Genomic DNA, 23,810 nt, shown 5'->3' with positions numbered 1-23,810 from the left:
GCTGCCTCGCCATCGTGCTGTCCATCTCCGGAATTCTCGAAGCCCGTGACGCGCGCGTCGCCGCCCGTGAACCCACGATGTCCGGGCCGGCCCGGTACGGGCGCGAGGCATCTCCCCTTGCACTGACGCGAGATGACCCTTATGGATCCCGGCAGCTCACTCGGGTCTTCATTGCGCCGGGCAGGACCGAGGCCGCACCGGTCCCGCCCGGCCTTGACCGGCCGCCCCGGCCGGGTGAGGTCTTCGTCTCGCCGCACTTGGCTGAGATCCTGGCCGAACAGCCCGGACTCAAGCAGCGGTTGCCCGGACGGCAGGCTGGCGTCATCGATCGCGGGGGAGTGGCCGACCCCGACGAACTCTTCGCGTACATCGGTGTCCGCCATGCGCACCTCCCGGACGGCTATCGCATCGACAGCTTCGGCAAGCCCTACGTCGGTACGCCGACCATCGAAGAGGGCGCACTCGACATCGTCCGCTTCACCATGGTCGGAGTCGTCCTGCTCCCCCTCGGCGTCTTCCTCGCCGTCTGCGCACGACTGTCCGCCGCCAGCCGGGCCCGCAGGCTCGCTGCACTGCGCCTGGTCGGCCTGAGCGCCAAGGGGACCCAGCGGGTCAACGCGGCGGAGACCGTCGTCTCCGCGCTCCTGGCCGGGCTGTGCGGACTGGGGCTGTACCTCGTACTCAACCAGGTGGGGGCCAGGGCCGGTCTTCCCGGCCTGAAGTGGTACCCGGAGGACGGCGCGCCGAGCGCGGTGACCCTAGTCGCCTGTCTGGTGGGGTGCCCCTTGCTCGCCTGGTTCGTGAGCCGTGCCGGAACGCGGGACGCCGTGGGGAGCCCGCTCTCGGTGCGGCGCAGCGCGGCAGCGCGCCGACCCACACGGTGGGGATTCCTTCCGCTGCTCGCGGGTACGGGCATCGCCGCCGGCTACTGCGTGGCCGGGGCCACGGGGCACGCGCCCCGCACGACGGGACTCTCCGCGATCCTCATCCCCGCCTCGGTCGTTCTCATCGGTGCGGGACTCGCCCTCAGTCTGCCGGTCCTCGCCCAGTTCCTCGCTCGGCGAGTGGCGGCCTCCACCCGTTCTTTCGCTCTCGGCCTGGCCATGCGACGCAACGAGGTGGAGGCGGGGAGTGCGCTTCGCGTAGCCACGGGTCTGGTACTCGTTGTCTTCGCTGCGTCCCTGACCCAGGGCGTGCTGATCGAACTGGACCAGGTGTACCGGAACGACTCGCCCGAGCAGGAGTACTCGATCCAGGCCGAGCAGTTGTCGGATGCGCAGATCCGGGGGATGGGCCGGATTGCGCAGGTCCGCGCACAGGTCACGGCCACGGCATCATGGCGGGACCTTCAATCGGAGCGGAACGAACCGAGCGTGGACATCCTCATCGCCACCTGTGACCAACTTGCTGCGATGACCGAGCGGTTGGGCGGCTGTGTGGACGGAAGGACCCAGCTGCTGCGCAGCTCACAGGGCGTGGCAGACCCGCAGGCGAAGCCGGGCGCTGTCTTCCCGGTGCGTCTGCGCCGGGACGGACGTCCGCACATGTGGAAGTTGACCGTTCCGGAGAGCGTCGTGCGCGTGTCCTCGTACGGTCTTTCAGCGGCGGACGATGCGTCCGTCCTCGTACCACCCTCGGCGCTCCCGCCGGGCAGCCGGCCCGAAGGCGCGAGCATCATCCTGGCCTCCCGATCGGACACCGACACAGTCCGCACCGTCCTCGACGGCATTGGCGCCGTCGCACCCGTAGCCCAGGTAGACCCCGTCGGCATCAACATCGACGGCATCCGCCAAGTCGCCCTCATCAAATCCCTCCTCGGCGTCGGCATGGTCCTGGGCCTGATCATCGGGGTCGCCGCCTACCTCGTCGCCGCAGGGGACCGGGCCGTCGAGCGGCGGGTGCAGGTCACCGCGCTGACGCTGCTCGGGACGAGGCGGCGGACGTTGCGGGCCGTGCAGGTGGCGCAGGTCGTCATGCCTCTGGGGGTCGGGCTCGTCCTCGCCCTGGTCACCGGGAAGCTCGTCGAGTCCAGCTATCTGGTCAGCGGCGGCGGCGAGGTGTTCTGGGACGGGGACGGGGTGCCGCTCCTGATCGGCAGCGCGCTCGGGGTCGTCGGGATCGCCGCCCTCGGCTCGCTTCCGCTGATCGGGAGACGGATCGACCCGGAGCTGATTCGCCGGGACTGAGCGCCGGGCGCGGGGCGTACTCTGCGGTAACCCCGCCGCCGACGCACCAGGAGAGAGGCCCCACGATGAGCGCCGCATGGAACGCGAACCGGATCCCCGACCAGCACGGGCGGACCGCCGTCGTCACCGGGGCCAACAGCGGCATCGGATACGTCACCGCGCGGGAGCTCGCCCGGGCCGGCGCGCGGGTCGTGTTCGCGTGCCGGAGCGAGGCGCGGGGGAGCGCCGCCGTCGAGCAGGCCCAGAAGGAGGTGCCGGGGGCGGAGGTCGAGTTCGCGGCGCTCGATCTCGGGGACCTCGCGTCCGTACGGGCGTTCGCCGAGGCGTGGCAGGACCGCACCCTCGACCTGCTCGTCAACAACGCCGGGGTCATGGCCCTGCCCCACTCCCTCACCGCCGACGGCTTCGAGACCCAGTTCGGGGTCAACCACCTGGGGCACTTCGCGCTGACCGGCCTGTTGCTCCCCAGCCTGCTCGCCGCTCCCGCGCCCCGCGTCGTCAGCGTCTCCAGCGGGATGCACGCCCTCGCCAACATCGACATCGGCGACCTCAACAGCGAGCGGAAGTACAGCAAGTGGATCGCGTACGGGCGGTCCAAGACGGCCAATCTGCTGTTCACGCACGAGTTGGCGCGGCGGGCGACCGCCGCCGGCACCGCACTCGTCGCGGCCGCCGCCCACCCCGGTTACGCCGCGACCTCGCTCCAGACGCGCGGCGCACGCATGGAGGGCCGCAAGGGCGCCGAGCGGATCTTCGAGCTGGGCAATCGGATCTTCGCCCAGCCCGCCGAGGGCGGCGCCCTGCCCACCCTCTACGCCGCCACCGTTCCCGACGTCCGTCCCGATGACTTCTACGGGCCCCGTGTGCTGATGACGCGCGGCGCCCCGGGCAGGTCCTGGCGGGCGCCGTGGACGCTCGACGACACGGCGGGCGAACGGCTCTGGGCCGCGTCCGAGCAGCTCACGGGCGTCGCGTACGACAGTGCGTTCAAGGGATGAGACGTCACGCCGCTGTAGTGGGTCTGTCGTAATTCCCTTGCATGGTTGATCGTTGGGCGGTCGAGTTCATGTGTACGGATGCATGTGTACGGGCCACGGACGGACAACTGGGGGCTACAGCATGACCATCAGCCGTAGAGGAATGCTCGGGAGCGCCGCCGCGCTCGGACTGCTCACCGCGTGCGGATCGAACACCGGCCGGGACGGCGGTGGCGACGACGGAGGCGGCGGCAGCGGTCCGAAGCTCTCGCACTGGTACCACCAGTACGGCGAACAGGGCACCGAGCAGGCCGTGAAGAAGTACGCGGCGGCCTACGACAAGGCGCGGGTCGGCGTGCAGTGGCGGCCCGGCAACTACGACCAGCAGACCGCCGCCGCGCTGCTGACGAAGTCGGGCCCGGACGTGTTCGAGGTCAACGGGCCGACCCTGGACCAGATCCAGGGCAAGCAGGTCGTGGACCTCACCGACCTGTTCGAGGGTGTCAAGGACGACTTCAACCAGGCGGTCCTCGCGCCGAAGACGTACGACGGGAAGATCTGGGGCATCCCGCAGGTCGTCGACATGCAGATGCTCTACTACCGGAAGAGTCTGCTGGAGAGCGCAGGGGTTGAGCCGCCTCGGACGCTTGATCAACTCGTCGACTTGGCGAAGAAGTTGACGAGCAAGAAGGTCAAGGGGCTCTTTCTCGGGAACGACGCGGGGGCCGGGGTGCTCGGCGGGACGCCGCTGCTCGCGGCCGGGCTCGAACTCGTCACCGAGGACGGCAAGGTCGGCTTCGACGACCCCGCCGCGGCCCGCACCCTCGGCAAGCTCCACCAGCTCTACGCCGACAAGTCACTGCTGCTCGGCGCCCCCGCGGACTGGTCGGACCCGTCGGCGTTCGTCCAGGGCCTCACCGCCATGCAGTGGTCCGGACTGTGGGCGCTGCCCGTCGTCCAGAAGGCGCTCGGCGACGACTTCGGGGTGCTGCCGTTCCCGAAGGACGGCGCGCAGGGCCGGCCCGCCGTCCCGGTCGGCGCCTACGCCGCGGCCGTCTCCACCCGCACCGCGCACACCCAGGCCGCCAAGGACTACCTGAAGTGGCTGTGGATCGAACGCACCGACTACCAGGAGGACTTCGCGCTCTCCTACGGCTTCCACATCCCCGCCCGGATCTCCCTCGCGAAGAAGGCCGCCAAGCTGCGCTCGGGTGCCGCCGCCGACGCCGTCCGGTTCACCACCGACCACGGCTTCGCCCAGCCACTGCTGTGGACCCCGGCCGCGCAGACCGCGTACCAGGACGCGCTCAACCGGATCATCAAGGACGGCGCGAACCCGGACAGCGAGCTGAAGACCGTCGTGCGGAAGGTGTCGGCCGAGCTCGACCGCGTGAAGAGCAAGTGAGCCGAGAGAAACAAGAAAGCCGAGAGAAACAAGACGGCCGAGAGAAACAAGACGGCCGAGAGAGACAAGGCAGACGAGGGAAGCAAGGCAGGCTAGGGAAGGAGAAGCATCGGGCCCGGTGGTTCTGGGTGTTCGTCGGGCCGTTCCTGCTCGGGCTGCTCGTCTTCACTTACGTGCCGCTCGGCTGGAGCGTCTACCTCAGCTTCTTCGACGCACACAACACCGTGACGCCCACCGAGTTCGTCGGTTTCGGCAACTACACGGCGCTGCTGCGCGACGAGGCGTTCACCAGCAGCCTGTGGACGTTCTGCCTGTTCACGCTGTTCATCGTGCCGACGACCTACGCCGCCTCGCTCGCCCTCGCCCTCATGGTGAACCGGCTGCGGCGCGCCCAGGCCTTCTTCCGGTCCGTCTTCTTCCTGCCGGCCGCGTGCAGCTACGTCGTCGCGGCCCTCATCTGGAAGATGTCGCTGTTCAACGGGGTGCGCTTCGGGCTGGCCAACACTCTGCTCGGTTACGTGGACGTCGACCAGATCGCCTGGCTGTCCACCACGGACCCGCCCTGGTACTGGCTGGGCATCGTCACCGTACGGCTCTGGCTCCAGGCCGGTTTCTACATGATCCTCTTCCTGGCCGGGCTCCAGCGGATCAGTCCGACGCTGTACGAGGCGGCGGCCGTCGACGGGGCGCGGCCGGGCTGGCAGGTGTTCCGGCACATCACGTTCCCGCAGTTGCGCACGACGTCCGTCGCCGTCGTCCTGCTGCTCGTCATCAACGCCTTCCAGGCCTTCGACGAGTTCTACAACCTGCTGTCCGACGCCCGCGGGTACCCGCCCTACGCCCGCCCGCCCCTCGTCTACCTCTACTACCTGGCGCTCGGCCAGGGGCAGAACCTCGGCCTCGGCAGCGCCGGCGCCGTACTGCTCGCGCTGATCGTCGCGGTCGTGACGATCGGGCAGGCCCGCTGGTTCGGGCTCGGCAGGAAGGAGGCCGACGCGTGAGCACTTCCCGCAGGCCCCACCGGTACCGGGACGACGGGCTGGTGCGGGCCGGGCGCGCCCTGCGGCTCGCGCTGCTCGTCGCCCTCGCCCTGCTCTTCCTCGTCCCGTTCTACCTCCTGGTCCGCAACGGCCTGGCGACCGAGCAGGAGATCACCTCTCCGGACTGGACGTTCTTCCCCTCGGACCTGCGCTGGGGCAATGTCACCGAGCTGTTCGAGGACAGCTCGGTCCCGTTCGCGCGTTCCCTGCTCAACTCGGCGCTCATCGCCGTCGCCACGACCCTCGGCACCCTCGTGCTGGCCTCGCTGGCGGGATACGGTCTGGCCCGCATTCCGTACCGGCACGCGAACAAGGTCTTCTACGCGATCCTCGGCACGCTGATGGTCCCGGCGGCCGTCACGTTCGTGCCGAGCTTCGTGCTGGTGTCCTCGCTCGGCTGGGTGTCGACGCTGCGCGGACTGATCGTGCCGACCCTGTTCTCGGCGTTCGCCTGCTTCGTCTTCCGGCAGTACTTCCTCGGGTTCCCGGGGGAGTTGGAGGACGCGGCGCGGGTCGACGGGCTCGGCTACTGGCGTACGTACTGGCGGGTGGTCGTGCCGAACTCCCGGCCCGTCTTCGCGGCCGTCGGCACGATCGTGTTCATCGGCGCGTGGAACTCGTTCCTGTGGCCGCTGGTCATCGGGCAGGACCGGAACTCCTGGACGGTCCAGGTGGCGCTGTCCTCGTTCACGACGGCTCAAGTGGTGCGGCTGCACGAGCTGTTCGTGGCGGCCGCCGTGTCGATCCTGCCGCTGCTGCTCGTGTTCCTGCTGTTCCAGAGATGGATCGTGGCGGGCGTGGAGCGCTCCGGCATCGACTGACCCGCCGGAGCGCCCGCCGACGGGTCAGGCCGCGCGCACCTCGTACGCCTCGACGGCGATCCCCTCGTCGTCGAGGCAGCGGCCCGTCTCCAGGTCGAAGCGCTGCTTCAGGAGCGGGGAGGCGACGAACGGGCGGCCCTCGGCGGTGCCGAGCAGGCCGCGCGAGAGGACGGCCGCGCCGGTGAACGGGTCGGTGTTGTCGATGGCGTAGACCCGCCCGGCGCGGTCGCGGAACAGGGCGGCCTGCCGGCCGTCGGGCAGGAGGGCGGCGACCCCCCGGCCGGGGACGAGCCGGTCGAGGTCGCACACCTCCAGCCACTCATCGTCCAGAGCGAGCTGCACGGTGGTCGCGGGGGCGATCGTCGTCAGGGTCATCGGGCTGCGGTTCCTTCCAGGGAGGCCAGCGAGATCAGCGGCAGTTCGGGCTTGATCTGGTCGCGCTCCGGGACGAAGCGGACCGTCGGGTCGGGGGTGCCGGGCGCGTTCACGAAGGAGACGAAGCGGGCGAGCCGCTCGGGGTCGTCGAGGGTCTCGGCCCACTCGTCGCGGTAGTTCGCGACGTGCGCCCGCATCAGGGACTCCAGCTCGTCGCAGATGCCGAGCCGGTCGTGGACGACGACGTCCCGTACGTGGTCGAGGCCGCCCTCGATCCGGTCCAGCCAGGTAGAGGTCCGCTCCAGGCGGTCGGCGGTGCGGATGTAGAACATCAGGAAGCGGTCGATCAGCCGGATCAGTTCGGCGTCGCTCAGGTCCTGCGCGAGCAGGTCGGCGTGGCGCGGGGTCATGCCGCCGTTGCCGCCCACGTACAGGTTCCAGCCGTTGGCCGTGGCGATCACGCCGAAGTCCTTCGACTGGGCCTCCGCGCACTCGCGGGCACAGCCGGACACCGCCGACTTCAGCTTGTGCGGGGAGCGCAGGCCCCGGTAGCGCAGCTCCAGGTCGATGGCCATGCGGACCGAGTCCTGCACCCCGTAGCGGCACCAGGTCTGCCCGACACAGGACTTCACCGTGCGCAGCGCCTTCCCGTACGCGTGCCCCGACTCGAAGCCCGCGTCGACCAATCGTCCCCAGATCGCCGGGAGTTGATCCACGCGCGCCCCGAAGAGGTCGATGCGCTGGCCGCCCGTGATCTTCGTGTAGAGGCCGAAGTCGCGGGCCACCTCGCCGATCACGATGAGCTTCTCCGGGGTGATCTCGCCACCGGGCACCCGGGGCACGACCGAGTAGGAGCCGTTCTTCTGGAGGTTGGCGAGGAAGTGGTCGTTCGTGTCCTGGAGGGCCGCCTGCTCGCCGTCGAGGACGTAGCCGTCCGCGCCGATCGACGGGGCGAGCGAGGCGATGACCGAGCCGACCGTCGGCTTGCACACCTCGCAGCCCTCGCCGCCGCGCGCCGTCTCCCGGCCGTGCTCGTCGAGGACCCGCGCGAACGTCGTGATCCGCTTGACCCGCACGATCTCGTACAGCTCCTGCCGGGTCAGCGCGAAGCAGCCGCACAGGCCGCCGTCGCCGGACTTCGGCAGCAGCTGCCCGATGAGCTTGACGCAACTCCCGCAGCCTGTCCCGGCCTTGGTGCACTTCTTCACCTCGGGCAGCGAGGTGTGCGCGCAGATCTCGCCCTTGGTGACGTTGTGGCAGGAGCAGATGACGGCGTCGTCGGGCAGCGACTCCGGGCCGAGCTGAGCGGGGGCGCCCGCACCGGCCGGCAGGACGAGGGCCTCCGGCGCGACGGGCGGCACGGTGCCGGTCAGCGCCCGCAGCGTCCCGTACGCGTCCGCGTCCCCGACCAGGATGCCGCCGAGCAGCTCTCCCTCGGCGCCGATCACGAGTTTCTTGTACGTGCCCGAGCGCGAGTCCGAGTAGACGACGTCGAGGCAGCCCTCCGCCGCCCCGTGCGCGTCGCCGAACGAGGCCACGTCCACGCCGAGCAGCTTCAGCTTGGTGGACAGGTCGGCGCCGGTGAACCCGTCGCCCGCCGTGCCCAGGATCGCGTCGGCGGCCGTCTGCGCCATCTCGTAGCCCGGCGCCACGAGCCCGTACACCCGGCCGTCCACGGCCATGGCGCACTCGCCGATCGCGAACACCGCCGGGTCGCTGGTGCGGCACTCCGCGTCGACCGCTACGCCGCCGCGCTCTCCGACCGTCAGACCCATGTCGCGGGCCAGCTGGTCGCGCGGCCGTACCCCGGCCGAGAAGACGACGAGGTCGGTCGCCAGCTCCGAGCCGTCCGACAGCTTCATCGCCCGTACGGAGTCGTCGTCGCCGGTGACGACCTCCTGGGTGCCGACGCCCGTGTGGACGCTCAGCCCCATGTCGCCGATCGTCCTGAGCAGGGCCGCGCCCCCGCCATCGTCGACCTGCACCGGCATCAGGCGCGGCGCGAACTCCACGATGTGCGTGGTCAGTCCGAGCCCCTTGAGCGCGCCCGCCGCCTCCAGGCCGAGCAGCCCGCCACCGACGACCGCGCCGACCGTCGCGTGGTTCTTCGCGTACTCCTCGATCGCGTACAGGTCCTCGATCGTGCGGTACACGAAGCAGCCCGTCGCGTCCTTGCCGGGGACGGGCGGCACGAACGGGTACGAGCCGGTGGCCAGGACCAGCGTGTCGTACGTGATCTCCAGGCCGGACCGGGCCCGCACGGTGCGGCTCGCGCGGTCGACCTCGACGGCGGGGTCGCCGACGTGCAGCTCGATGCCGTGCTCGGCGATGAACTCCGGGTCCGTCATGGACAGTTCCTCGGGCGTCGTGCCCGAGAAGTACGAGGTGAGCTGGACCCGGTCGTAGGCGGGGCGCGGCTCCTCGCAGAGCACGACGACGCGGTGGCTGCGGGTCAGGCCGCGCTCGGCGGCGGCTTCGAGGAAGCGCTGGCCGACCATGCCGTGGCCGATGAGAACGAGGGTGGGCATGTCAGAGGCCTCCGTCGTGGGTGAGCAGATGGAGCAGTGGCGCGCCGACGGCGTCGTCGGCGGCCAGGGATTCGTTCGCCTCCCAGGCGTGGGCGAGCGCGCCGACGCTGGCGAGCTCCCCGACCAGGACGCCGCCGACCAGCCGGTCGCCGCGGACCACGACCTTGCGGTACGTGCCGCGGGTGGCGTCGGTGAGCTGCACGACGTCGTCGCCGGGCAGCGGGTCGGGCTCGCCGAACGCGGCGAGGTCCAGGGGGCCGGCCTCGTGCGGGAGGGTGAGGCGGGTCAGGGTGCGGGTGCCGGTGTAGGCGGCCTCGGTACCCGTCAGGAGCGCGGCGAGCGCGTCCGCCTGTTCGAGGGCGGGGGTGGCCAGGCCGTAGACCGTGCCGGCGTGCTGGGCGCAGTCGCCGACCGCGCGGATGTGCGGGTCGCTGGTGCGGAGCTCGTCGTCGACGACGATCCCCTTGCGCACGTCGAGGCCCGCGGCCTGCGCGAGACCGGTGCGGGGGCGCACCCCGCAGGCCAGCACGGTGACGTCGGTGTCGAGCATGAAGCCGTCGTGCAGTTCGACGCGGCGGACGTGGCCGTCCTCGACGCGGACGCCGCGGACCCGGCACTCGGTGTGGATCTCGACGCCCAGCTCGGCGAGGTGCCGGCGCACCAGCGCGCTCGAACGCGGGTCGAGCTGGCGCTCCATCAGCCGCTCCGCCTGCTGCGTCAGCACCACCTGGGCGCCGCGCCGGGCCAGCGCGCGGGCCGCCGACACGCCCAGCAGACCGCCGCCGATGACGACCGCGCGGGTGCCCTCGGTGACGGCCCGCGACAGGGCGAGGCAGTCGTCCATCGTGCGGAACGCGTGCACGTCCAGGGGGAGTTCGGCGGCGCCGGGGGCGAACAGGCCGCGCAGCGGGGGCAGCACCGGGTTCGAGCCGGTGGCCAGGACCAGGGTCTCGTACGGGACTTCGGTGCCGTCCTCGCACTGGACCACGCGGCGCTCCCGGTCGATCCGGACCGCGCGGGTGCGCAGGTGCGGGGCGGGGGTGCGGGGGAGGGCGATGACGTCCGGGGCGTACGTGCCGGCCAGGACCTCGGCGAGGAGCACGCGGTTGTACGGGGCGTGCGGTTCCTCGCCGATGAGCACGGCGTCCTCGCCCAGGCGCTGGGCCAGGCGGGTGCCGGCGAGGCCGGTGCCGATGATCACTGGGCGGGGGGTCGGTGCGGGCATGCTGTTCAGCGTGCGGGGTGGGTGTTTCTCGGGGGCGTCCCGTCGGTTTCTCCCGCGGTACGGGGTGCTCCGCGGGTCCTTCCGGCTCTTGTGAGGCGGCGCCGGGGCGCCGCCTTCGCGTCTGCCGGGTTCCTCGTCGTCGGCGGGTGCGGCCCGGTGGGGCTTCTCGCGCAGTTCCCACCGGCGGTCGGCCGACGAGCTACTGGTGGCTGGAGGTCAGGTGGGCGAAGACCACTACGTTGCCCTCGTACCCGGTACCCCGGGAATACGCGCCGCCACACGTGATGACCCGCAGCTCGGGGCGCCGGCTCGCCCCGTACACGGTCCGGTCCGGGAAGGACTTCGCGTCGTAGACCTCGACGGAGTCCACCGTGAAGACGGCCACGGAACCGTCCCGCCGGTCGATCTCGATCGTGCGGCCCCGCGTGAGGGCGCCCAGGTCGTAGAAGACGGCGGGCCCGTCGGCGTTGTCGACGTGCCCGGCGACCACCGCCGTACCCGTCTCACCCGGCTTCGTCCCGGCCTCGTACCAGCCGGCCAGGTTCTTCTTCTGCGGCGGCGGCACGTCGAGGCTGCCGCTCCGGGTCAGCCGCAGCCCCATGAGCGGCGCGTCGACCCGGATGGACGGGATGCGGATGCGGTCGGGCGGGGACGGGGACAGCGGGGCCACGCCGGGCGGGGCGTACCGGTCGGTGCCCGGACGGGCCTGCGCCGCGGACGGCTGCGGGGGCGGATGCCCGCCGGAGTTGGTGGACAGCAGCCAGGCCCCCGTGCCGAGGGAGATCGCGGTGACGGTCGCTATCGCGGAGTTGACGGCCTTGCCCGATCGCACGGGACCTCCTGGGGCGTACGTCTCCCGCCCCTCCGGTCCGCGAGGGGGTGCGGCCGGAGGGGTGGGGACTGGCGGTACCGGTGGGCGGACGGGTCACGGACGGCGGAGGATGTCCGCGACCCGTTCCGTCCGGGTGACTCCTGCGGATCCCTTCAGATCCCCTCGCCTCTCGCCCGGCGATGCAGGAGCCAGGTACCGCCCGCGGCGGCGACGGCCAGAGCCGCCACGCCCGCCGCGGTCTGTACGGGGTCGGGTCCGAGCGCGCCGCCGACCCCCGTCTTCACATGCCCCTTCGGCATCTGCGCGCCCGACGCGTCGGCCTGGGCGAGCGACACGATGAGGTCGCCGGTGACGCGCGTCCCGCCGGCGCACTTCGCGACGATCTCGTAGGTGCCGGGCTGCGCCGACGCGGGCACCGTGAAGCGTCCCGCCGCGTTGTCGCCGTCCGAGGCCGGGGCGAGCGTGAACGCGCCCGCGCCGACCGTGCGGGCGTCACCGGCCGCCGAGCCGCGGGTGCCGCACGCGGTGGTGTCCACGGTGACCGTGGTGCCCGGGGCGGCCGTCGCGGGATAGACCTCGAGCCCGCCCTGCGCGGCGGCGGCCGGGGCGGCGCCGAGCCCGGCGAGGGCGACGGCGAACGCGGCGGCGGTCAGCGGTCGGCCTGTGCGCATGGTGGAGCTCCTTCGCGGGCGTCGGACGCGCCCTGCAAGACCGAGGTAAGTACCAGTCGCCGCCGCACGCCTGCTGATGCCACGTCAGATTTTCGGGTCGGGCAGGGGTTCTGACGGGGTGACGGATGCGTCATCGCAGGTCATCGGCGTGGCGGAAGATACGGGGCGCGGGGTGCGGGGCGGGCGTACGACCGGGTGACCGGACGCTCCGTCAGGCGGCGGTGCGGGGCGCGGAGGTCACAATGGGGGCGTGGAGATCACCGACGAGACCGTGCTGACCGTACTGACGACGACGGACGCCCCGGACCGGGCGGACACCCTGGCCCGCGGCGCCGTCGAGGCCCGGCTCGCCGCGTGCGCGCAGGTGTCCGCGGCGGTGACGTCCGTGTACCGGTGGGAGGGTGCGGTCGAGACGGCCCGGGAGTACCAGGTGCTTCTGAAGACGACCGCGGCGCGGTACCCGGAGCTGGAACGCTGGCTGACGGACCACCACGACTACGACACGCCCGAGATCGTGGCCGTCCCGGTCGTTCGGGGTGCGCCTGGCTACCTCGGCTGGGTGCGGGGCGAGACGGCTTGAACCGTAGCTCCGCCGGTCTCGTCGCCGAGTGCCGCCCGGTGGGGGCTGGTCGCGCAGTTCCCCGCGCCCCTGAAATGCATGCCCTTCGGGCGCATTTCCCCGACGGGCATGCCCGCCTACACCCGTTCGACGCGGACCGCGCACACCTTGAACTCGGGCATGCGTGAGGTCGGGTCCAGCGCGGGATTGGTCAGGGTGTTGGCGCGGCCCGGGCCCGGCCAGTGGAAGGGCATGAAGACCGTGTCGGGGCGGATGCCTGGGGTCAGACGGGCCGGAGCGACCGCGCGGCCGCGCCGTGAGACGACGGCCACGTCCTCGCCCTCGGCCACACCGAGCCGCGCCGCGAGCCGGGGGTGCAGTTCGACGAAGGGGCCCGGGGCCGCCCGGTTCAGCTCGTCGACGCGGCGGGTCTGGGCACCCGACTGGTACTGGGCGACGACCCGGCCCGTCGTCAGATGCACCGGGTACTCCGCGTCGGGCTCCTCGGCGGCCGGACGGTGCGTCACCGGCACGAACCGGGCCCGGCCGTCCTCGTGCGCGAACCGGTCGAGGAAGAGGCGGGGCGTGCCCGGACCGTCCGGGTCGGGGCAGGGCCAGAAGACGCCGTCGCCCTCGGCGAGACGCTCGTAGGAGATGCCCGCGTAGTCGGCGGGTCCGCCGGCCGAGGCGCGGCGCAGCTCGCCGAAGACCTCCTCGGGGTCGGCCGGGAAGCCCTTCTCCAGGTCGGGGGCGAGGCGGGCGGCGAGTTCGCGGAGGACTTCGAGGTCGGAGCGGACGCCGTCCGGCGGGGTGAGGGCGCGGCGGCGCAGCAGCACGCGGCCCTCCAGGTTCGTGACCGTGCCGGTCTCCTCCGCCCACTGCGTCACCGGCAGCACCACGTCCGCGAGTTCGGCGGTCTCGGACAGGACGACGTCGGCCACGGCGAGGAAGTCGAGGGAGCGCAGCCGCTGCTCGACGTGGGCCGCGCGGGGCGCCGAGACGACCGGGTTCGAGCCCATGAGGAGCAGCGCGCGGATGTCACCGCCGAGCGCGTCGAGCAGCTCGTACGCGGAGCGGCCGGGGCCGGGCAGCGACTCCGGGGCCACGCCCCAGACCCCGGCGACATGGGCGCGGGCGGCCGGGTCGGCGAGCTTGCGGTAGCCGGGCAACTGGTCGGCCTTCTGGCCGTGTTCGCGGCCGCCCTGCCCGTTGCCCTGGCCGGTGAGACAGCCGTAGCCGGAGTGCGGGCGGCCCGGGCGGCCCGTGGCGAGGGCCAGATTGATCCATGCGGAGACCGTGTCCGTGCCCTTGGCCTGCTGCTCGGGCCCGCGCGCGGTCAGCACCATGGCCTCACCGGCCCCGGCGAACAGGTCGACCGCCTCGCGCAGCCGCGGCACCGGCACACCGGTGACCCGCTCCACGTACTCCGGCCAGTGCGCCATCGCGGCGGCCCGCGCCCCCTCCCAGCCCGAGGTCCGCTCCCGGATGTACGCCTCGTCGGTGCGGCCCTGCGCCACCACGAGGTGCAGCATGCCGAGGGCGAGCGCGAGATCCGTGCCGGGGCGCGGGGCCAGGTGCAGGTCGGCGAGTTCGGCGGTACGGGTGCGGCGCGGGTCCACGACGATCAACGTGCCGCCGTTGGCCTTCAGTTCGGTCAGATAGCGCAGGGCGGGCGGCATCGTCTCGGCCGGGTTCGAGCCGACGAGCAGGACGCAGCCGGTGCGCGGGATGTCCTCCAGCGGGAACGGCAGCCCCCGGTCGAGCCCGAACGCGAGCTGGCCGGCCGCCGCCGCCGACGACATGCAGAACCGGCCGTTGTAGTCGATCTGCGAGGTCCGCAGCACCGTGCGGGCGAACTTGCCGAGCGCGTACGCCTTCTCGTTCGTGAGGCCGCCGCCGCCGAACACGGCGTTCGCGTCCGGGCCGTGCGCGGTGCGGGCCCGGTCGAGGGCCGCGGCGATCGTGTCCAGGGCCTCGTCCCAGCCGGCCGGTTCGAGGCGGCCTGTCGTGGCGCTGCGCACGAGCGGGCCGGTCAGCCGCACCCGGGACGACAGGACCTCGGCGGCGCTCTGGCCCTTGCCGCACAGGGCGCCCCGGTTCACCGGGAAGTCCTCCCGCCCGCTCACCGTGGCGTCCGGGGCGACCCGCATCCCGCACTGCAGCGCGCAGTACGGGCAGTGCGTGGGGGTGGCGGCGGGCGGCTCGGAGGCGGTGACCGTGTGCATACGGGTCAGCGTGCGGGCCCGTTGTTACGCGGTGAGGGGTGGGGCGGTTACGCACGGGGTACGCGGTCCTCCCCGCGCCCGGGGGTCGGCCGTGAGGTCAGCGGCGCAGGGCGTCCTCGATGCCGCTCTCGCGCGGGCCGAGGAAATGCGGGTCGGGGCGGACGATCGCGTCGAGGGCCGCCTTGCCTGCCGCGAGGACCTCCCGGGCGCCGCCCGCGTACCAGGTCACGTCGTGCGGTTCGTCCACGCCGACGCCGTACGAGGACACGCCGGCGGCCTCGCACAGGGCCACCGCCCGCCGGATGTGGAAGCCCTGGCTGACCAGGACCGCGCGGTGCACCCCGAAGATCCTGCGGGCCCGTGCGCAGGAGTCCCAGGTGTCGAACCCGGCGTAGTCGCTCACGACGGCGCGTCCCGGTACGCCGTGCCGGGTCAGGTAGTCCCGCATGGCGTCGGGCTCGTCGTAGTCCTCGGTGCTGTTGTCGCCGGTGACCAGGACGGCCCGGACGCGGCCCGTACGGTACAGCTCCGCCACGGCGTCGAGCCGGTGGGCCAGATAGGGAGAGGGCTCCCCGTCCCACAGCCCCGCGCCGAACACGACGGCCACGTCGGTACGGGGCACGTCCCCGAGCGCCTTGACCCGGTCACCGGTCGACGCGAACAGCCACGTCGCCGGCAGCAGCGCGAGCACGCACAGCCCCATGAGGGCCTGCACGACGACGCGCCGCCCCCGCGTGGTCCGGGGCAGCCGCAACCTGATTCCGGGCAGCTTCAAAGGTGACTCTCTCCTCGCACGAGCCGGCGGAACTTCCCTGTCACCGACCCAGACGCCACGACCCCGCAGAAGGTTCGCGCCCCGGGGCCATTCCTTTCGGGCCGGCGCTGTATCGACCTGCGGCTCCGCCGCGCAGGCGCGCGGCCGTCGGTGGGCGGCGGACTGCCCAGGACCAGGGATACGGGAGGGCATACCCGTGCCCGGGGTGCTGCCCGAGGCGGGGCGCCGGGCCGACGCCTCCGGAGGTGGCGGATGGGTGGGGGAAGGGCCGCGGCAAGTTGAGGTCGAGGGGCAGGTGCGCCCCGCCAGGGGCGCGGGGAACTGCGCGAGAAGCCCCACCGGGCGGCGGCCCGAGAGGAGAGCGATCACACCACGGCGGCGCCGGGACCACCCGCACACCGGCCCCGCTCACCGAAGATCCCGCCCCGCCGGGGGCACCCGCACAGAGGCGCCGCTCACCCACGAACCCCCCGCCCAGTGATCCCGCGGCAACCACTCGTCACCGGCCCGCAACAACACGGCAACCCCCACCCGGCACGATCACTCCATGACGGACGAGTTCGAAAGCACGGGCACCACCAGCACGGCAGGACTCCTCACCATGATCAGTGACCAGCTCGGCGACCAGCTCAGCCACGTCTCCCTGCGCGGCCGCAGGAAACCACCGGCCCTCGTCCTCGTGGCCCACGGAAGCCGGGACCCCCGCGCCCTCACCACCGTCACCGCCCTCGCCCATCGCATCCAGGAGCTCCGCCCCGCCCTCCCCGTCCACCTGGGGCACATAGAACTCGACGAGCCCCTGCTCACCGACACCCTCACCCGACTCCGCCCCGGCCGAGCCGTCCTCGTCCCCCTCCTCCTCTCGCGCGGCCACCACGTCAAGCACGACATCCCCGGCGCGGCCGACGCAGCCGACCACCTCCGCACCCGCGTCGCCGCCCCCCTCGGCCCCCACCCCCTCCTCGCGGACGCCCTCCACGACCGCCTGACCGAGGCCGGCTGGCCGGCGCAGCAGTCCGAACGGGCCCGCCGCCGCAGCGGCGTGGTGCTCGCCGCCGCCGGCTCCCGCGACCCCGACGCCGCCGTCGACATCCGCCGTACCGCCGACCTGCTGGCCCACCGCCTCGGCGTCCCCGTGATCCCGGCCCACCCGGGCTCGGCCGAGGCCTCCGACGTGCCGGCGGCCGTCCGCGCCCTCGCCGCCCAGGGCAGGCCCCGTACCGCAGTCGCCGCCTACTTCACGGCCCCGGGCCGCTTCGCCACCCAGGCCGCGGCCGCCGCCCCCGGCATCGCGGCGGCCCCCCTCGGCACCCACCCGGCCCTCGCCCGCCTCGTCCTGCACCGCTACGACACCGCGCTGACCGGCGCCCCGCAGACCGCCCCGCACACCGCTCTGCCGGATCTGGCGACCGCCTGACAGTGGTGCCGTCTACTGTCGCCCCATGGAACGCAGCAACACGAACGGCCCGCACGACACAGGCATCGACACCGACACGGGTTACGACACCGACACCGGTTACGACACCGCCGCGGCCGAGCGCTGGGCCCCCGAGCCCGACAAGCGCCCCGGCCGCACCGCGTTCCAGCGCGACCGCGCCCGCGTCCTGCACTCCGCCGCGCTGCGCCGCCTCGCCGGCAAGACCCAGGTCGTCACGCCCGGCACCCGCAGCCGGCACTGGGACGCCAGCCCCCGCACCCGCCTCACCCACTCCCTGGAGTGCGCCCAGGTCGGCCGGGAGCTCGGCGCGGCGCTCGGCTGCGACCCCGACCTCGTCGAGACGGCCTGCCTCTCGCACGACCTCGGCCACCCGCCCTTCGGGCACAACGGCGAACAGGCGCTCAACGAGATCGCCGAGGACTGCGGCGGCTTCGAGGGCAACGCCCAGTCCCTGCGCCTGCTCACCCGCATCGAGCCGAAGCGCTTCGTCCACGCCCCCGGCACCGGCGAACTCGTCAGCGTAGGACTCAACCTGACCCGCGCCGCCCTCGACGCCGCCACCAAGTACCCGTGGCCGCGCGGCGCCCACCCCACCGACCCCGACTCGCCCAAGTTCGGTGTGTACGAGGACGACCGGCCGGTCTTCGACTGGGTGCGGGAGGCCGCGCCCGGCCGGCGCACCTGCTTCGAGGCCCAGGTCATGGACTGGGCCGACGACGTCGCGTACTCGGTGCACGACCTGGAGGACGGCCTGCACGCGGGCCACCTCGACCCGAACGTGCTGCACGCCGAGCCCGAGCGCGCCGACGTCTTCGCGGTCGCCGTCGGGCGCTACGTGCCGGCGGACACCGACCCCGCCGAGCTGGCCGCCGCCCTCGACCGGCTCCTCGACCAGGAGTGGTGGCCGCACGGCTACGACGGCACCGCCGTCGCGCAGGCCCGCCTGAAGGACGCCACCAGCCAGCTCATCGGCCGTTTCTGCCTCGCCGCCGAGGGCGCCACCCGAGCCAGGTACGGCTCGGGCCGCCTCACCCGGTACGGGGCCGAACTGGTTGTCCCGCGCGACGCCCGCCTGGAGTGCGCCGTCCTCAAGGCCGTCGCCGACCGCTACGTGATGCAGCGCCCCCAGCAGGAGGTGCTCCGCGCCGACCAGCGCGTCGTCGTGGCCGAACTGGCCGAGGCCCTCACCGCCCGCGCCCCCGACGGCCTGGACCCCCAGTTCCGCGCCCTGTTCGACGAGGCCCCGGACGACCGGGCCCGCAAGCGCGTGGTGATCGACCAGATCGCCTCCCTGACGGACGCCACGGCCCGCTCCCTGCACGCCTCCCTCACGGCCCCCCGCGCCTGACCCCCGCCGCGCCCCCTCCGAGACGCCCCCCGTCCATGACCGCGTCCCCGAGGGGCGTTCTGCGGTGCAGCACCGTGTTCCCGCGCCGCTCCGACGTGACGAGCCCCGCCTCGCGCAGGACCGTCGCGTGTCGGCTCGCCGTCGAGGCCGTCAGCCGGAGCAGCTCCGCCAACTGGCCGGTCGTGCGCGGATGTTCCAGCGCGTCGAGGACCAGGGCCCGGGTCGGGCCGATCAGTTGGGTGACCGGTGGCGGAGCCGCGCCGTGCGCGCGGGTGCGGGCCAGCCAGCCCGGGGCCGGGCCCAGCGGGTGGACGAGGACCGGGTCGAGCGTGTCGTCGGCCAGCACGACCGGCGCCACCACGCAGAAGAACCCCGGCACGATCGTCAGCGGCCGCCCGCCCAGCGGCAGTCGGCGCGCCACCGGGTACGCGGCGACCAGCGCCCCCGCGTCCAGCGCCACCGAGGGCCCGTAACTCTCCAGGAGCCCGGCCCCGCCCCCGCGCAGCGCCGCCTCCGCCCGCACCGACCGGTCGTCGGCGACCGCGCCCCGCATCGCCGGCAGATACGGCGCGACCGCGATGGAGTGGTACGCCCGCAGCGCCCGCCCGAGCCGCTCCAGCGCCCCCACGTCCCCCTCCGCGAGCCGCCGTACCCCCGGCGGCACCGGCCCGTGCGCGTACACCTCGGACAGCTCCGCCGACAGCCTGCGCAGCGGCGTGCTCAGCACCGCCTCGACCCCCTCCTCCAGGCCGCCGCCGCCCTGGCCGGGCGTGAGGAAGTCCGGGAAGTACGCGGCCCACGGCGACAGCCGGGTCAGCGCCGCCGTCACCTCCGTGAGCCCGCTCCGCGCGAGCGCCGCCCGCACCTCGCGCCGCCACGGGTCGAACACCACGGCCGCCTGACGGTTCTGCAGCAGATGCAGACTCAGCACGATCTCCCACAGCGGATCGGTGTCCGGCGCGACACGGAGCCGCGCCAGATCCTCCCCCGTGACCTCGATACGCAGCATCGCCAGGATCCCCCCGCTCCCTTTGCGTTGTGGACGAATTACCCCACAACTCCCCGCCATTACCGCACGGTTGGGCGCGGGGAAGCACGGGGGACACGGGGATATCGGGGGATGGCCGTGGACGGGGTGGACTGGTGCGCGCTGCTCGCGGTGGCGCTCGCGGCGGGATGGCTGGACGCGGTGGTCGGCGGCGGGGGACTGGTGCAGGTACCGGCCCTGATGGTGCTGCTGCCCACCGCCCCCATGGCGACGCTGCTCGGCACGAACAAGCTGGTGGCGATCACCGGCACCTCGTCCGCGGCCCTGACGTACGCGAGACGCGTGGGCCTGGACGGCGCGGGCACCGTCCGAGCGGCCCTGATCGGCATCCCGACCTCCCTGCTGGGCGCGATGACCGCCTCGTACCTGCCCGAGGGAGTGTTCCTGCCGGCGGTCCTGGTGACCCTGCTGGCCGTCGGCGTCTGGGGCCTGTTCGGCGCGGGCGTCGCGCAGGGGCGCACCCCGGACGGGCCGGGGGAGCGGCCCCGCAGACCCGGCCGCCGGGCCCTGGCTGCCGTCGCCGTCATCGGCTACTACAGCGGCGCCATCGGCTCCGGCACCGGCGTCCTCCTCGTCGCCCTGTTCACCGCCACGCTCGGCACCGGCTTCCTGAAGGGCTCGGCCACCGCCAAGGCGGTCTCCGTCGGCACGGACCTGGGAGCCCTCGTCCTGTTCGCCTCCCTCGGCCACGTCCTGTGGGCGACCGGCGCCGCGATGGCCCTCGCCAACATCACCGGCGGAGCCATCGGCGCCCGTACGGCCATCCGAAGGGGCGCCGGATTCGTGCGCGCCGCCCTGCTCTGCACGGTCGTCGCCCTCGTCACGAAGCTGGCTCTCGACCACTGGGCGTGACGGCCCGTCGGGCTGCGCCGAAATCGCCCCAAAGGAAAAATCGGAGAAAACCGCTGAAAAACGGAGAGAAAGGTGCTGTGATCGGGCCGCGCCCTCTTCCCGCATCACGCTGCGTGCGGGACGCTCGCATATGACGGCACGGCTTGACGGGCTTGACGGCTTGGCAACGAGGAGGAATCACGTGGTCGACGCGGACCAGACGTTCGTCATCGTCGGGGGAGGGCTCGCCGGCGCGAAGGCCGCCGAGACGCTCCGCTCGGAGGGCTTCACCGGCCGGGTCATCCTGATCGGGGACGAACGGGACCACCCGTACGAACGCCCACCCCTGTCCAAGGGCTACCTCCAGGGCAAGGAGGACCGCGACAGCGTCTTCGTCCACGAACCGGCCTGGTACGCGAGCAACGACATCGAGCTCCACCTGGGCCAGACGGTCACCGCCATCGACCGCACCGCCAAGACCGTGCAGCTCGGCGAGGGCACCGCCGTGCGCTACGACAAGCTGCTGCTCGCCACCGGCGCCGAGCCGCGCCGCCTCGACATCCCCGGCACCCACCTCGCCGGCGTCCACCACCTGCGCCGGCTCTCCCACGCCGAGCGCCTCAAGCACGTCCTCGCCTCCCTCGGCCGGGACAACGGGCACCTGGTGATCGCCGGAGCGGGATGGATCGGCCTGGAGGTCGCCGCCGCCGCGCGCCAGTACGGCGCCGAGGTCACCGTCGTCGAGCCGGAGGCCACCCCGCTGCACGCGGTCCTCGGCCCCGAGCTCGGCCAGATCTTCACCGAGCTGCACAGCGACCACGGCGTCCGCTTCCATTTCGGCGCCCGGCTCACCGAGATCAGCGGCCAGGACGGCATGGTCCTCGCCGCCCTCACCGACGACGGCGAGGAGCACCCCGCGCACGACGTGCTCGCCGCCATCGGCGCCGCCCCGCGCACCGCCCTCGCCGAGGCCGCGGGCCTGGAGATGGCACCCCGCGAGCACGGCGGCGGCATCGCCGTCGACATCGCCCTGCGCACCTCCGACCCCGACATCCACGCCGCGGGCGACGTCGCCGCCGTCCAGCACCCCCTGTTCGACACCCGCCTGCGCGTCGAGCACTGGGCCAACGCGCTCAACGGCGGCCCCGCCGCCGCCCGCGCCATGATGGGCAAGGACGTCGTCTACGACCGGGTGCCGTACTTCTTCTCCGACCAGTACGACCTCGGCCTGGAGTACTCGGGCTGGGCGCCCCCGGGCTCGTACGACCAGGTCGTGCTGCGCGGCGACGCGGGCAAGCGCGAGTTCATCGCCTTCTGGCTCAAGGACGGCCGGGTCCTCGCGGGGATGAACGTGAATGTGTGGGACGTCACGGAGCAGATCCAGAAGCTGATCCGCTCCGGCGTCCGGCCCGGCGCCGAGCGCCTGGGCGATCCGTCCGTGCCGCTGGGCACCCTGCTCGAGGAGTGAAGGGAGTTCCCGCCGGTGCCCGTAGAATTCACGCGTGGCAGGCAGGATCAATGACGACGACGTGAAAGCGGTTCGGGACGCGGTCCCGATCGACGCTGTCGTGTCCGAGTACCTGCAACTGCGCAACGCGGGCGGCGGCAACCTGAAGGGCCTGTGCCCCTTCCACGACGAGAAGTCACCGTCCTTCCAGGTCAGTCCGAGCAAGGGGTTCTTCCACTGCTTCGGCTGCCAGGAGGGCGGCGACACCATCACGTTCGTGATGAAGATCGACCACCTCACCTTCTCGGAGGCGGTCGAGCGCCTCGCCGGTCAGGCGGGCATCACGCTGCGCTACGAGGAGGGCGGCTACAACCCCTCCCACCAGCGCGGGGAGCGCATCCGTCTGGTCGAGGCGCACAAGATCGCCGCACAGTTCTACGTGGACCAGCTGGAGTCCCCGGAAGCCGAGATCGGGCGGAAGTTCCTCGCCGAGCGCGGCTTCGACCAGGCCGCGGCCGCCCACTTCGGCGTCGGCTACAGCCCGGCCGGCTGGGACCACCTCACCCGCTTCCTGCGCGGCAAGGGCTTCTCCGACAAGGAGCTCACCCTCTCCGGCCTCTCCCAGGAAGGCCGCCGCGGCCCCATCGACCGCTTCCGCGGGCGCCTCATGTGGCCCATCCGCGACATCGGCGGCGAGGTCGTCGGCTTCGGCGCCCGCCGCCTGCGCGAGGACGACAACGGGCCGAAGTACCTGAACACGCCCGAGACCCCCATCTACAAGAAGTCCCAGGTCCTCTACGGCATCGACCTCGCCAAGAAGGAGATCGCCAAGTCCTCCCGCGCGGTCGTCGTCGAGGGCTACACGGACGTCATGGCCTGCCACCTCGCCGGGGTGCCCATCGCCATCGCCACCTGCGGCACCGCCTTCGGCACCGACCACATCAAGATCCTCCGCCGCCTCCTCATGGACAACGGGTCGGCGCGGGTCATCTTCACCTTCGACGGCGACGCCGCCGGCCAGAAGGCCGCCCTGCGCGCCTTCGAGGACGACCAGAAGTTCGCCGCCGAGACCTACATCGCCATCGCGCCGGACAACATGGACCCGTGCGACCTGCGCCTCGCCAAGGGCGACGAGGCGGTCGCCGACCTGGTGGAACCCCGCACCCCGCTCTTCGAGTTCGCGCTGCGCCAGATCGTGAGCCGCTACGACCTGGAGACCCCGGCCGGGCGTGCCGCCGCGCTCGACGAGGCCGCGCCCGTCGTCGCCCGGATCAAGAACAGCGCCTCCCAGCACGAGGTCGCCGTCCAGCTCGCCGGCATGCTCGGCATCCTCGACACCCAGTTCGTCGTCAAGCGCGTCGCCCAGATCGCCCGCTGGGCCCGCGACCGCGGCGGCAAGGGCCCCGCCCCGGCCCGCGGGGGCAACGCGTCGATGGCCGCGGCCGCGCCCGCCGCCCCCGGCTTCGGAGGCCCCGCCCTCACCCTGCGCAACCCCGTCTACGCCACCGAGCGCGAGCTCCTCAAGCTCGCCCTCCAGCACCCGCACCTCGTCTCCCCGGCCTTCGACGCGTACGGCATCGACGAGTTCACCGCAGCCCCCTACGCGGCCGTACGCCAGGCCGTCCTGGAGGCGGGCGGCGCCGAGTGGGGCGTCCAGGACCCGCAGGCCTATCTCGTCGCCGTCCGGGAGGCCGCGCCCGACGACGCCGTGCGCGCCATGGTCACCGAGCTCGCCGTCGAGGCCATCCACCGCAAGACCGTCGACGAGGCCTACGCGGGCGAGCAGCTCGTCTGGGTCCGCCGCCGCGCCGTCGACCGCCGCATCCGCGACGTCCAGGGCACCCTCACCCGCCTCGGCAACGGCGGCGACCCGGCACAACTGGCCGCGGTGCAGAACGAGTTGTGGGTGCTCCAGCAGTACGGCCAGGCCCTGCGGGAGCGCGGCGCCGAGGCTCTGTAGTCCGGCCGCGCACCGATCCGCCGTTTGGCGGTGGGCCCCTCGGGGAAGGCCGGCCGAACCTACAGCTCGGTAACCGTCCGGTCACGCACCGGACTCAGAAAGTCATCGCAGACCCCTCG

Annotated in this window: 19 protein-coding genes; 11 read left to right on the top strand and 8 right to left on the bottom strand. The window is 72.9% G+C overall.

The window, feature by feature from the left end; translation table 11 throughout:
- Positions 1 to 257: 257 nt before the first annotated feature.
- From ACIBTU_RS12775 to ACIBTU_RS12755, 5 genes are all read left to right on the top strand, one after another.
- On the top strand, positions 258 to 2,186 hold the full coding sequence (locus tag ACIBTU_RS12775; protein ID WP_399126063.1) for an ABC transporter permease: 1,929 nt from the start codon (positions 258 to 260) through the stop codon (positions 2,184 to 2,186).
- Between the two features lie 65 nt (positions 2,187 to 2,251).
- Entirely contained in the window at positions 2,252 to 3,184 is a 933-nt protein-coding gene (locus ACIBTU_RS12770; RefSeq protein ID WP_399126062.1) for an oxidoreductase, read from the top strand.
- A 121-nt stretch (positions 3,185 to 3,305) separates the two neighbouring features.
- A complete protein-coding gene (locus ACIBTU_RS12765) occupies positions 3,306 to 4,568 on the top strand; it encodes an ABC transporter substrate-binding protein (RefSeq protein WP_399126061.1) in 1,263 nt (420 codons plus the stop codon).
- A 128-nt stretch (positions 4,569 to 4,696) separates the two neighbouring features.
- The gene (locus ACIBTU_RS12760; protein WP_399126060.1) at positions 4,697 to 5,569 is read left to right on the top strand and encodes a carbohydrate ABC transporter permease; all 873 of its coding nucleotides are present in this window, start codon (positions 4,697 to 4,699) and stop codon (positions 5,567 to 5,569) included.
- The gene (locus tag ACIBTU_RS12755; protein WP_399126059.1) at positions 5,566 to 6,429 is read left to right on the top strand and encodes a carbohydrate ABC transporter permease; all 864 of its coding nucleotides are present in this window, start codon (positions 5,566 to 5,568) and stop codon (positions 6,427 to 6,429) included. Before ACIBTU_RS12760 ends, ACIBTU_RS12755 begins: the two co-directional genes overlap by 4 nt.
- Positions 6,430 to 6,453: 24 nt before the next feature.
- Here ACIBTU_RS12755 and nirD read toward each other — a convergent pair whose 3' ends face one another.
- From nirD to ACIBTU_RS12730, 5 genes are all read right to left on the bottom strand, one after another.
- Complete coding sequence (nirD, locus tag ACIBTU_RS12750) at positions 6,454 to 6,804, bottom strand: nitrite reductase small subunit NirD (RefSeq protein ID WP_399126058.1); 351 nt, start codon at positions 6,802 to 6,804, stop codon at positions 6,454 to 6,456.
- Entirely contained in the window at positions 6,801 to 9,332 is a 2,532-nt protein-coding gene (gene nirB, locus ACIBTU_RS12745) for a nitrite reductase large subunit NirB (RefSeq protein WP_399126057.1), read from the bottom strand. The genes nirD and nirB overlap by 4 nt, the downstream gene beginning before the upstream one ends.
- A gap of 1 nt (position 9,333) precedes the next feature.
- The gene (locus ACIBTU_RS12740; protein ID WP_399126056.1) at positions 9,334 to 10,557 is read right to left on the bottom strand and encodes an NAD(P)/FAD-dependent oxidoreductase; all 1,224 of its coding nucleotides are present in this window, start codon (positions 10,555 to 10,557) and stop codon (positions 9,334 to 9,336) included.
- A gap of 199 nt (positions 10,558 to 10,756) precedes the next feature.
- Positions 10,757 to 11,389 (bottom strand): class F sortase, encoded by a 633-nt coding sequence (locus ACIBTU_RS12735; protein WP_399126055.1) that lies wholly within the window; start codon positions 11,387 to 11,389, stop codon positions 10,757 to 10,759.
- 152 nt (positions 11,390 to 11,541) lie between these two features.
- Positions 11,542 to 12,060, bottom strand: a complete 519-nt coding sequence (locus ACIBTU_RS12730; RefSeq protein ID WP_399126054.1) for a hypothetical protein — start codon at positions 12,058 to 12,060, stop codon at positions 11,542 to 11,544.
- A gap of 256 nt (positions 12,061 to 12,316) precedes the next feature.
- On the opposite strand from ACIBTU_RS12730, the gene cutA reads away from it, so the two are divergent.
- Entirely contained in the window at positions 12,317 to 12,640 is a 324-nt protein-coding gene (cutA, locus tag ACIBTU_RS12725) for a divalent-cation tolerance protein CutA (protein WP_399126224.1), read from the top strand.
- A 116-nt stretch (positions 12,641 to 12,756) separates the two neighbouring features.
- On the opposite strand, the gene ACIBTU_RS12720 is transcribed toward cutA, so the two are convergent.
- Both ACIBTU_RS12720 and ACIBTU_RS12715 read right to left on the bottom strand, forming a co-directional pair.
- Entirely contained in the window at positions 12,757 to 14,844 is a 2,088-nt protein-coding gene (locus ACIBTU_RS12720; RefSeq protein WP_399126053.1) for a molybdopterin oxidoreductase family protein, read from the bottom strand.
- Positions 14,845 to 14,941: 97 nt separating this feature from the next.
- Positions 14,942 to 15,619 (bottom strand): vancomycin high temperature exclusion protein, encoded by a 678-nt coding sequence (locus ACIBTU_RS12715; RefSeq protein WP_399126051.1) that lies wholly within the window; start codon positions 15,617 to 15,619, stop codon positions 14,942 to 14,944.
- A 547-nt stretch (positions 15,620 to 16,166) separates the two neighbouring features.
- On the opposite strand from ACIBTU_RS12715, the gene ACIBTU_RS12710 reads away from it, so the two are divergent.
- Positions 16,167 to 17,036, top strand: a complete 870-nt coding sequence (locus ACIBTU_RS12710) for a sirohydrochlorin chelatase (RefSeq protein ID WP_399126050.1) — start codon at positions 16,167 to 16,169, stop codon at positions 17,034 to 17,036.
- Positions 17,037 to 17,061: 25 nt separating this feature from the next.
- Complete coding sequence (locus tag ACIBTU_RS12705) at positions 17,062 to 18,405, top strand: deoxyguanosinetriphosphate triphosphohydrolase (RefSeq protein ID WP_399126049.1); 1,344 nt, start codon at positions 17,062 to 17,064, stop codon at positions 18,403 to 18,405.
- On the opposite strand, the gene ACIBTU_RS12700 is transcribed toward ACIBTU_RS12705, so the two are convergent.
- Positions 18,386 to 19,414 (bottom strand): ArsR/SmtB family transcription factor, encoded by a 1,029-nt coding sequence (locus tag ACIBTU_RS12700; RefSeq protein ID WP_399126048.1) that lies wholly within the window; start codon positions 19,412 to 19,414, stop codon positions 18,386 to 18,388. The genes ACIBTU_RS12705 and ACIBTU_RS12700 overlap by 20 nt on opposite strands.
- A gap of 111 nt (positions 19,415 to 19,525) precedes the next feature.
- Between ACIBTU_RS12700 and ACIBTU_RS12695 the strand changes: the two genes are divergently transcribed.
- The 3 genes from ACIBTU_RS12695 (at position 19,526) to dnaG (ending at position 23,691) form a co-directional block, all read left to right on the top strand.
- The gene (locus tag ACIBTU_RS12695) at positions 19,526 to 20,305 is read left to right on the top strand and encodes a sulfite exporter TauE/SafE family protein (RefSeq protein ID WP_399126047.1); all 780 of its coding nucleotides are present in this window, start codon (positions 19,526 to 19,528) and stop codon (positions 20,303 to 20,305) included.
- 181 nt (positions 20,306 to 20,486) lie between these two features.
- Positions 20,487 to 21,752, top strand: a complete 1,266-nt coding sequence (locus ACIBTU_RS12690; protein WP_399126046.1) for an NAD(P)/FAD-dependent oxidoreductase — start codon at positions 20,487 to 20,489, stop codon at positions 21,750 to 21,752.
- Between the two features lie 34 nt (positions 21,753 to 21,786).
- Complete coding sequence (dnaG, locus tag ACIBTU_RS12685) at positions 21,787 to 23,691, top strand: DNA primase (protein ID WP_399126045.1); 1,905 nt, start codon at positions 21,787 to 21,789, stop codon at positions 23,689 to 23,691.
- The last annotated feature ends 119 nt before the right edge of the window (positions 23,692 to 23,810 follow it).

This window comes from Streptomyces sp. NPDC050145 (assembly GCF_044460245.1).
Classification (GTDB): domain Bacteria; phylum Actinomycetota; class Actinomycetes; order Streptomycetales; family Streptomycetaceae; genus Streptomyces.
This window is presented reverse-complemented; position numbering and strand designations above follow the sequence as displayed.

Excerpts from the sequence above, each read along its gene's own strand:
- ACIBTU_RS12695 (WP_399126047.1), top strand. The coding sequence starts at position 19,526 with ATGGCCGTGGACGGGGTGGACTGGTGCGCGCTGCTCGCGGTGGCGCTC.
- ACIBTU_RS12740 (WP_399126056.1), bottom strand. The coding sequence starts at position 10,557 with ATGCCCGCACCGACCCCCCGCCCAGTGATCATCGGCACCGGCCTCGCC.
- nirB (WP_399126057.1), bottom strand. The coding sequence starts at position 9,332 with ATGCCCACCCTCGTTCTCATCGGCCACGGCATGGTCGGCCAGCGCTTC.
- ACIBTU_RS12710 (WP_399126050.1), top strand. The coding sequence starts at position 16,167 with ATGACGGACGAGTTCGAAAGCACGGGCACCACCAGCACGGCAGGACTC.
- ACIBTU_RS12720 (WP_399126053.1), bottom strand. The coding sequence starts at position 14,844 with ATGCACACGGTCACCGCCTCCGAGCCGCCCGCCGCCACCCCCACGCAC.
- ACIBTU_RS12765 (WP_399126061.1), top strand. The coding sequence starts at position 3,306 with ATGACCATCAGCCGTAGAGGAATGCTCGGGAGCGCCGCCGCGCTCGGA.
- ACIBTU_RS12730 (WP_399126054.1), bottom strand. The coding sequence starts at position 12,060 with ATGCGCACAGGCCGACCGCTGACCGCCGCCGCGTTCGCCGTCGCCCTC.
- nirD (WP_399126058.1), bottom strand. The coding sequence starts at position 6,804 with ATGACCCTGACGACGATCGCCCCCGCGACCACCGTGCAGCTCGCTCTG.
- ACIBTU_RS12770 (WP_399126062.1), top strand. The coding sequence starts at position 2,252 with ATGAGCGCCGCATGGAACGCGAACCGGATCCCCGACCAGCACGGGCGG.
- ACIBTU_RS12705 (WP_399126049.1), top strand. The coding sequence starts at position 17,062 with ATGGAACGCAGCAACACGAACGGCCCGCACGACACAGGCATCGACACC.
- ACIBTU_RS12700 (WP_399126048.1), bottom strand. The coding sequence starts at position 19,414 with ATGCTGCGTATCGAGGTCACGGGGGAGGATCTGGCGCGGCTCCGTGTC.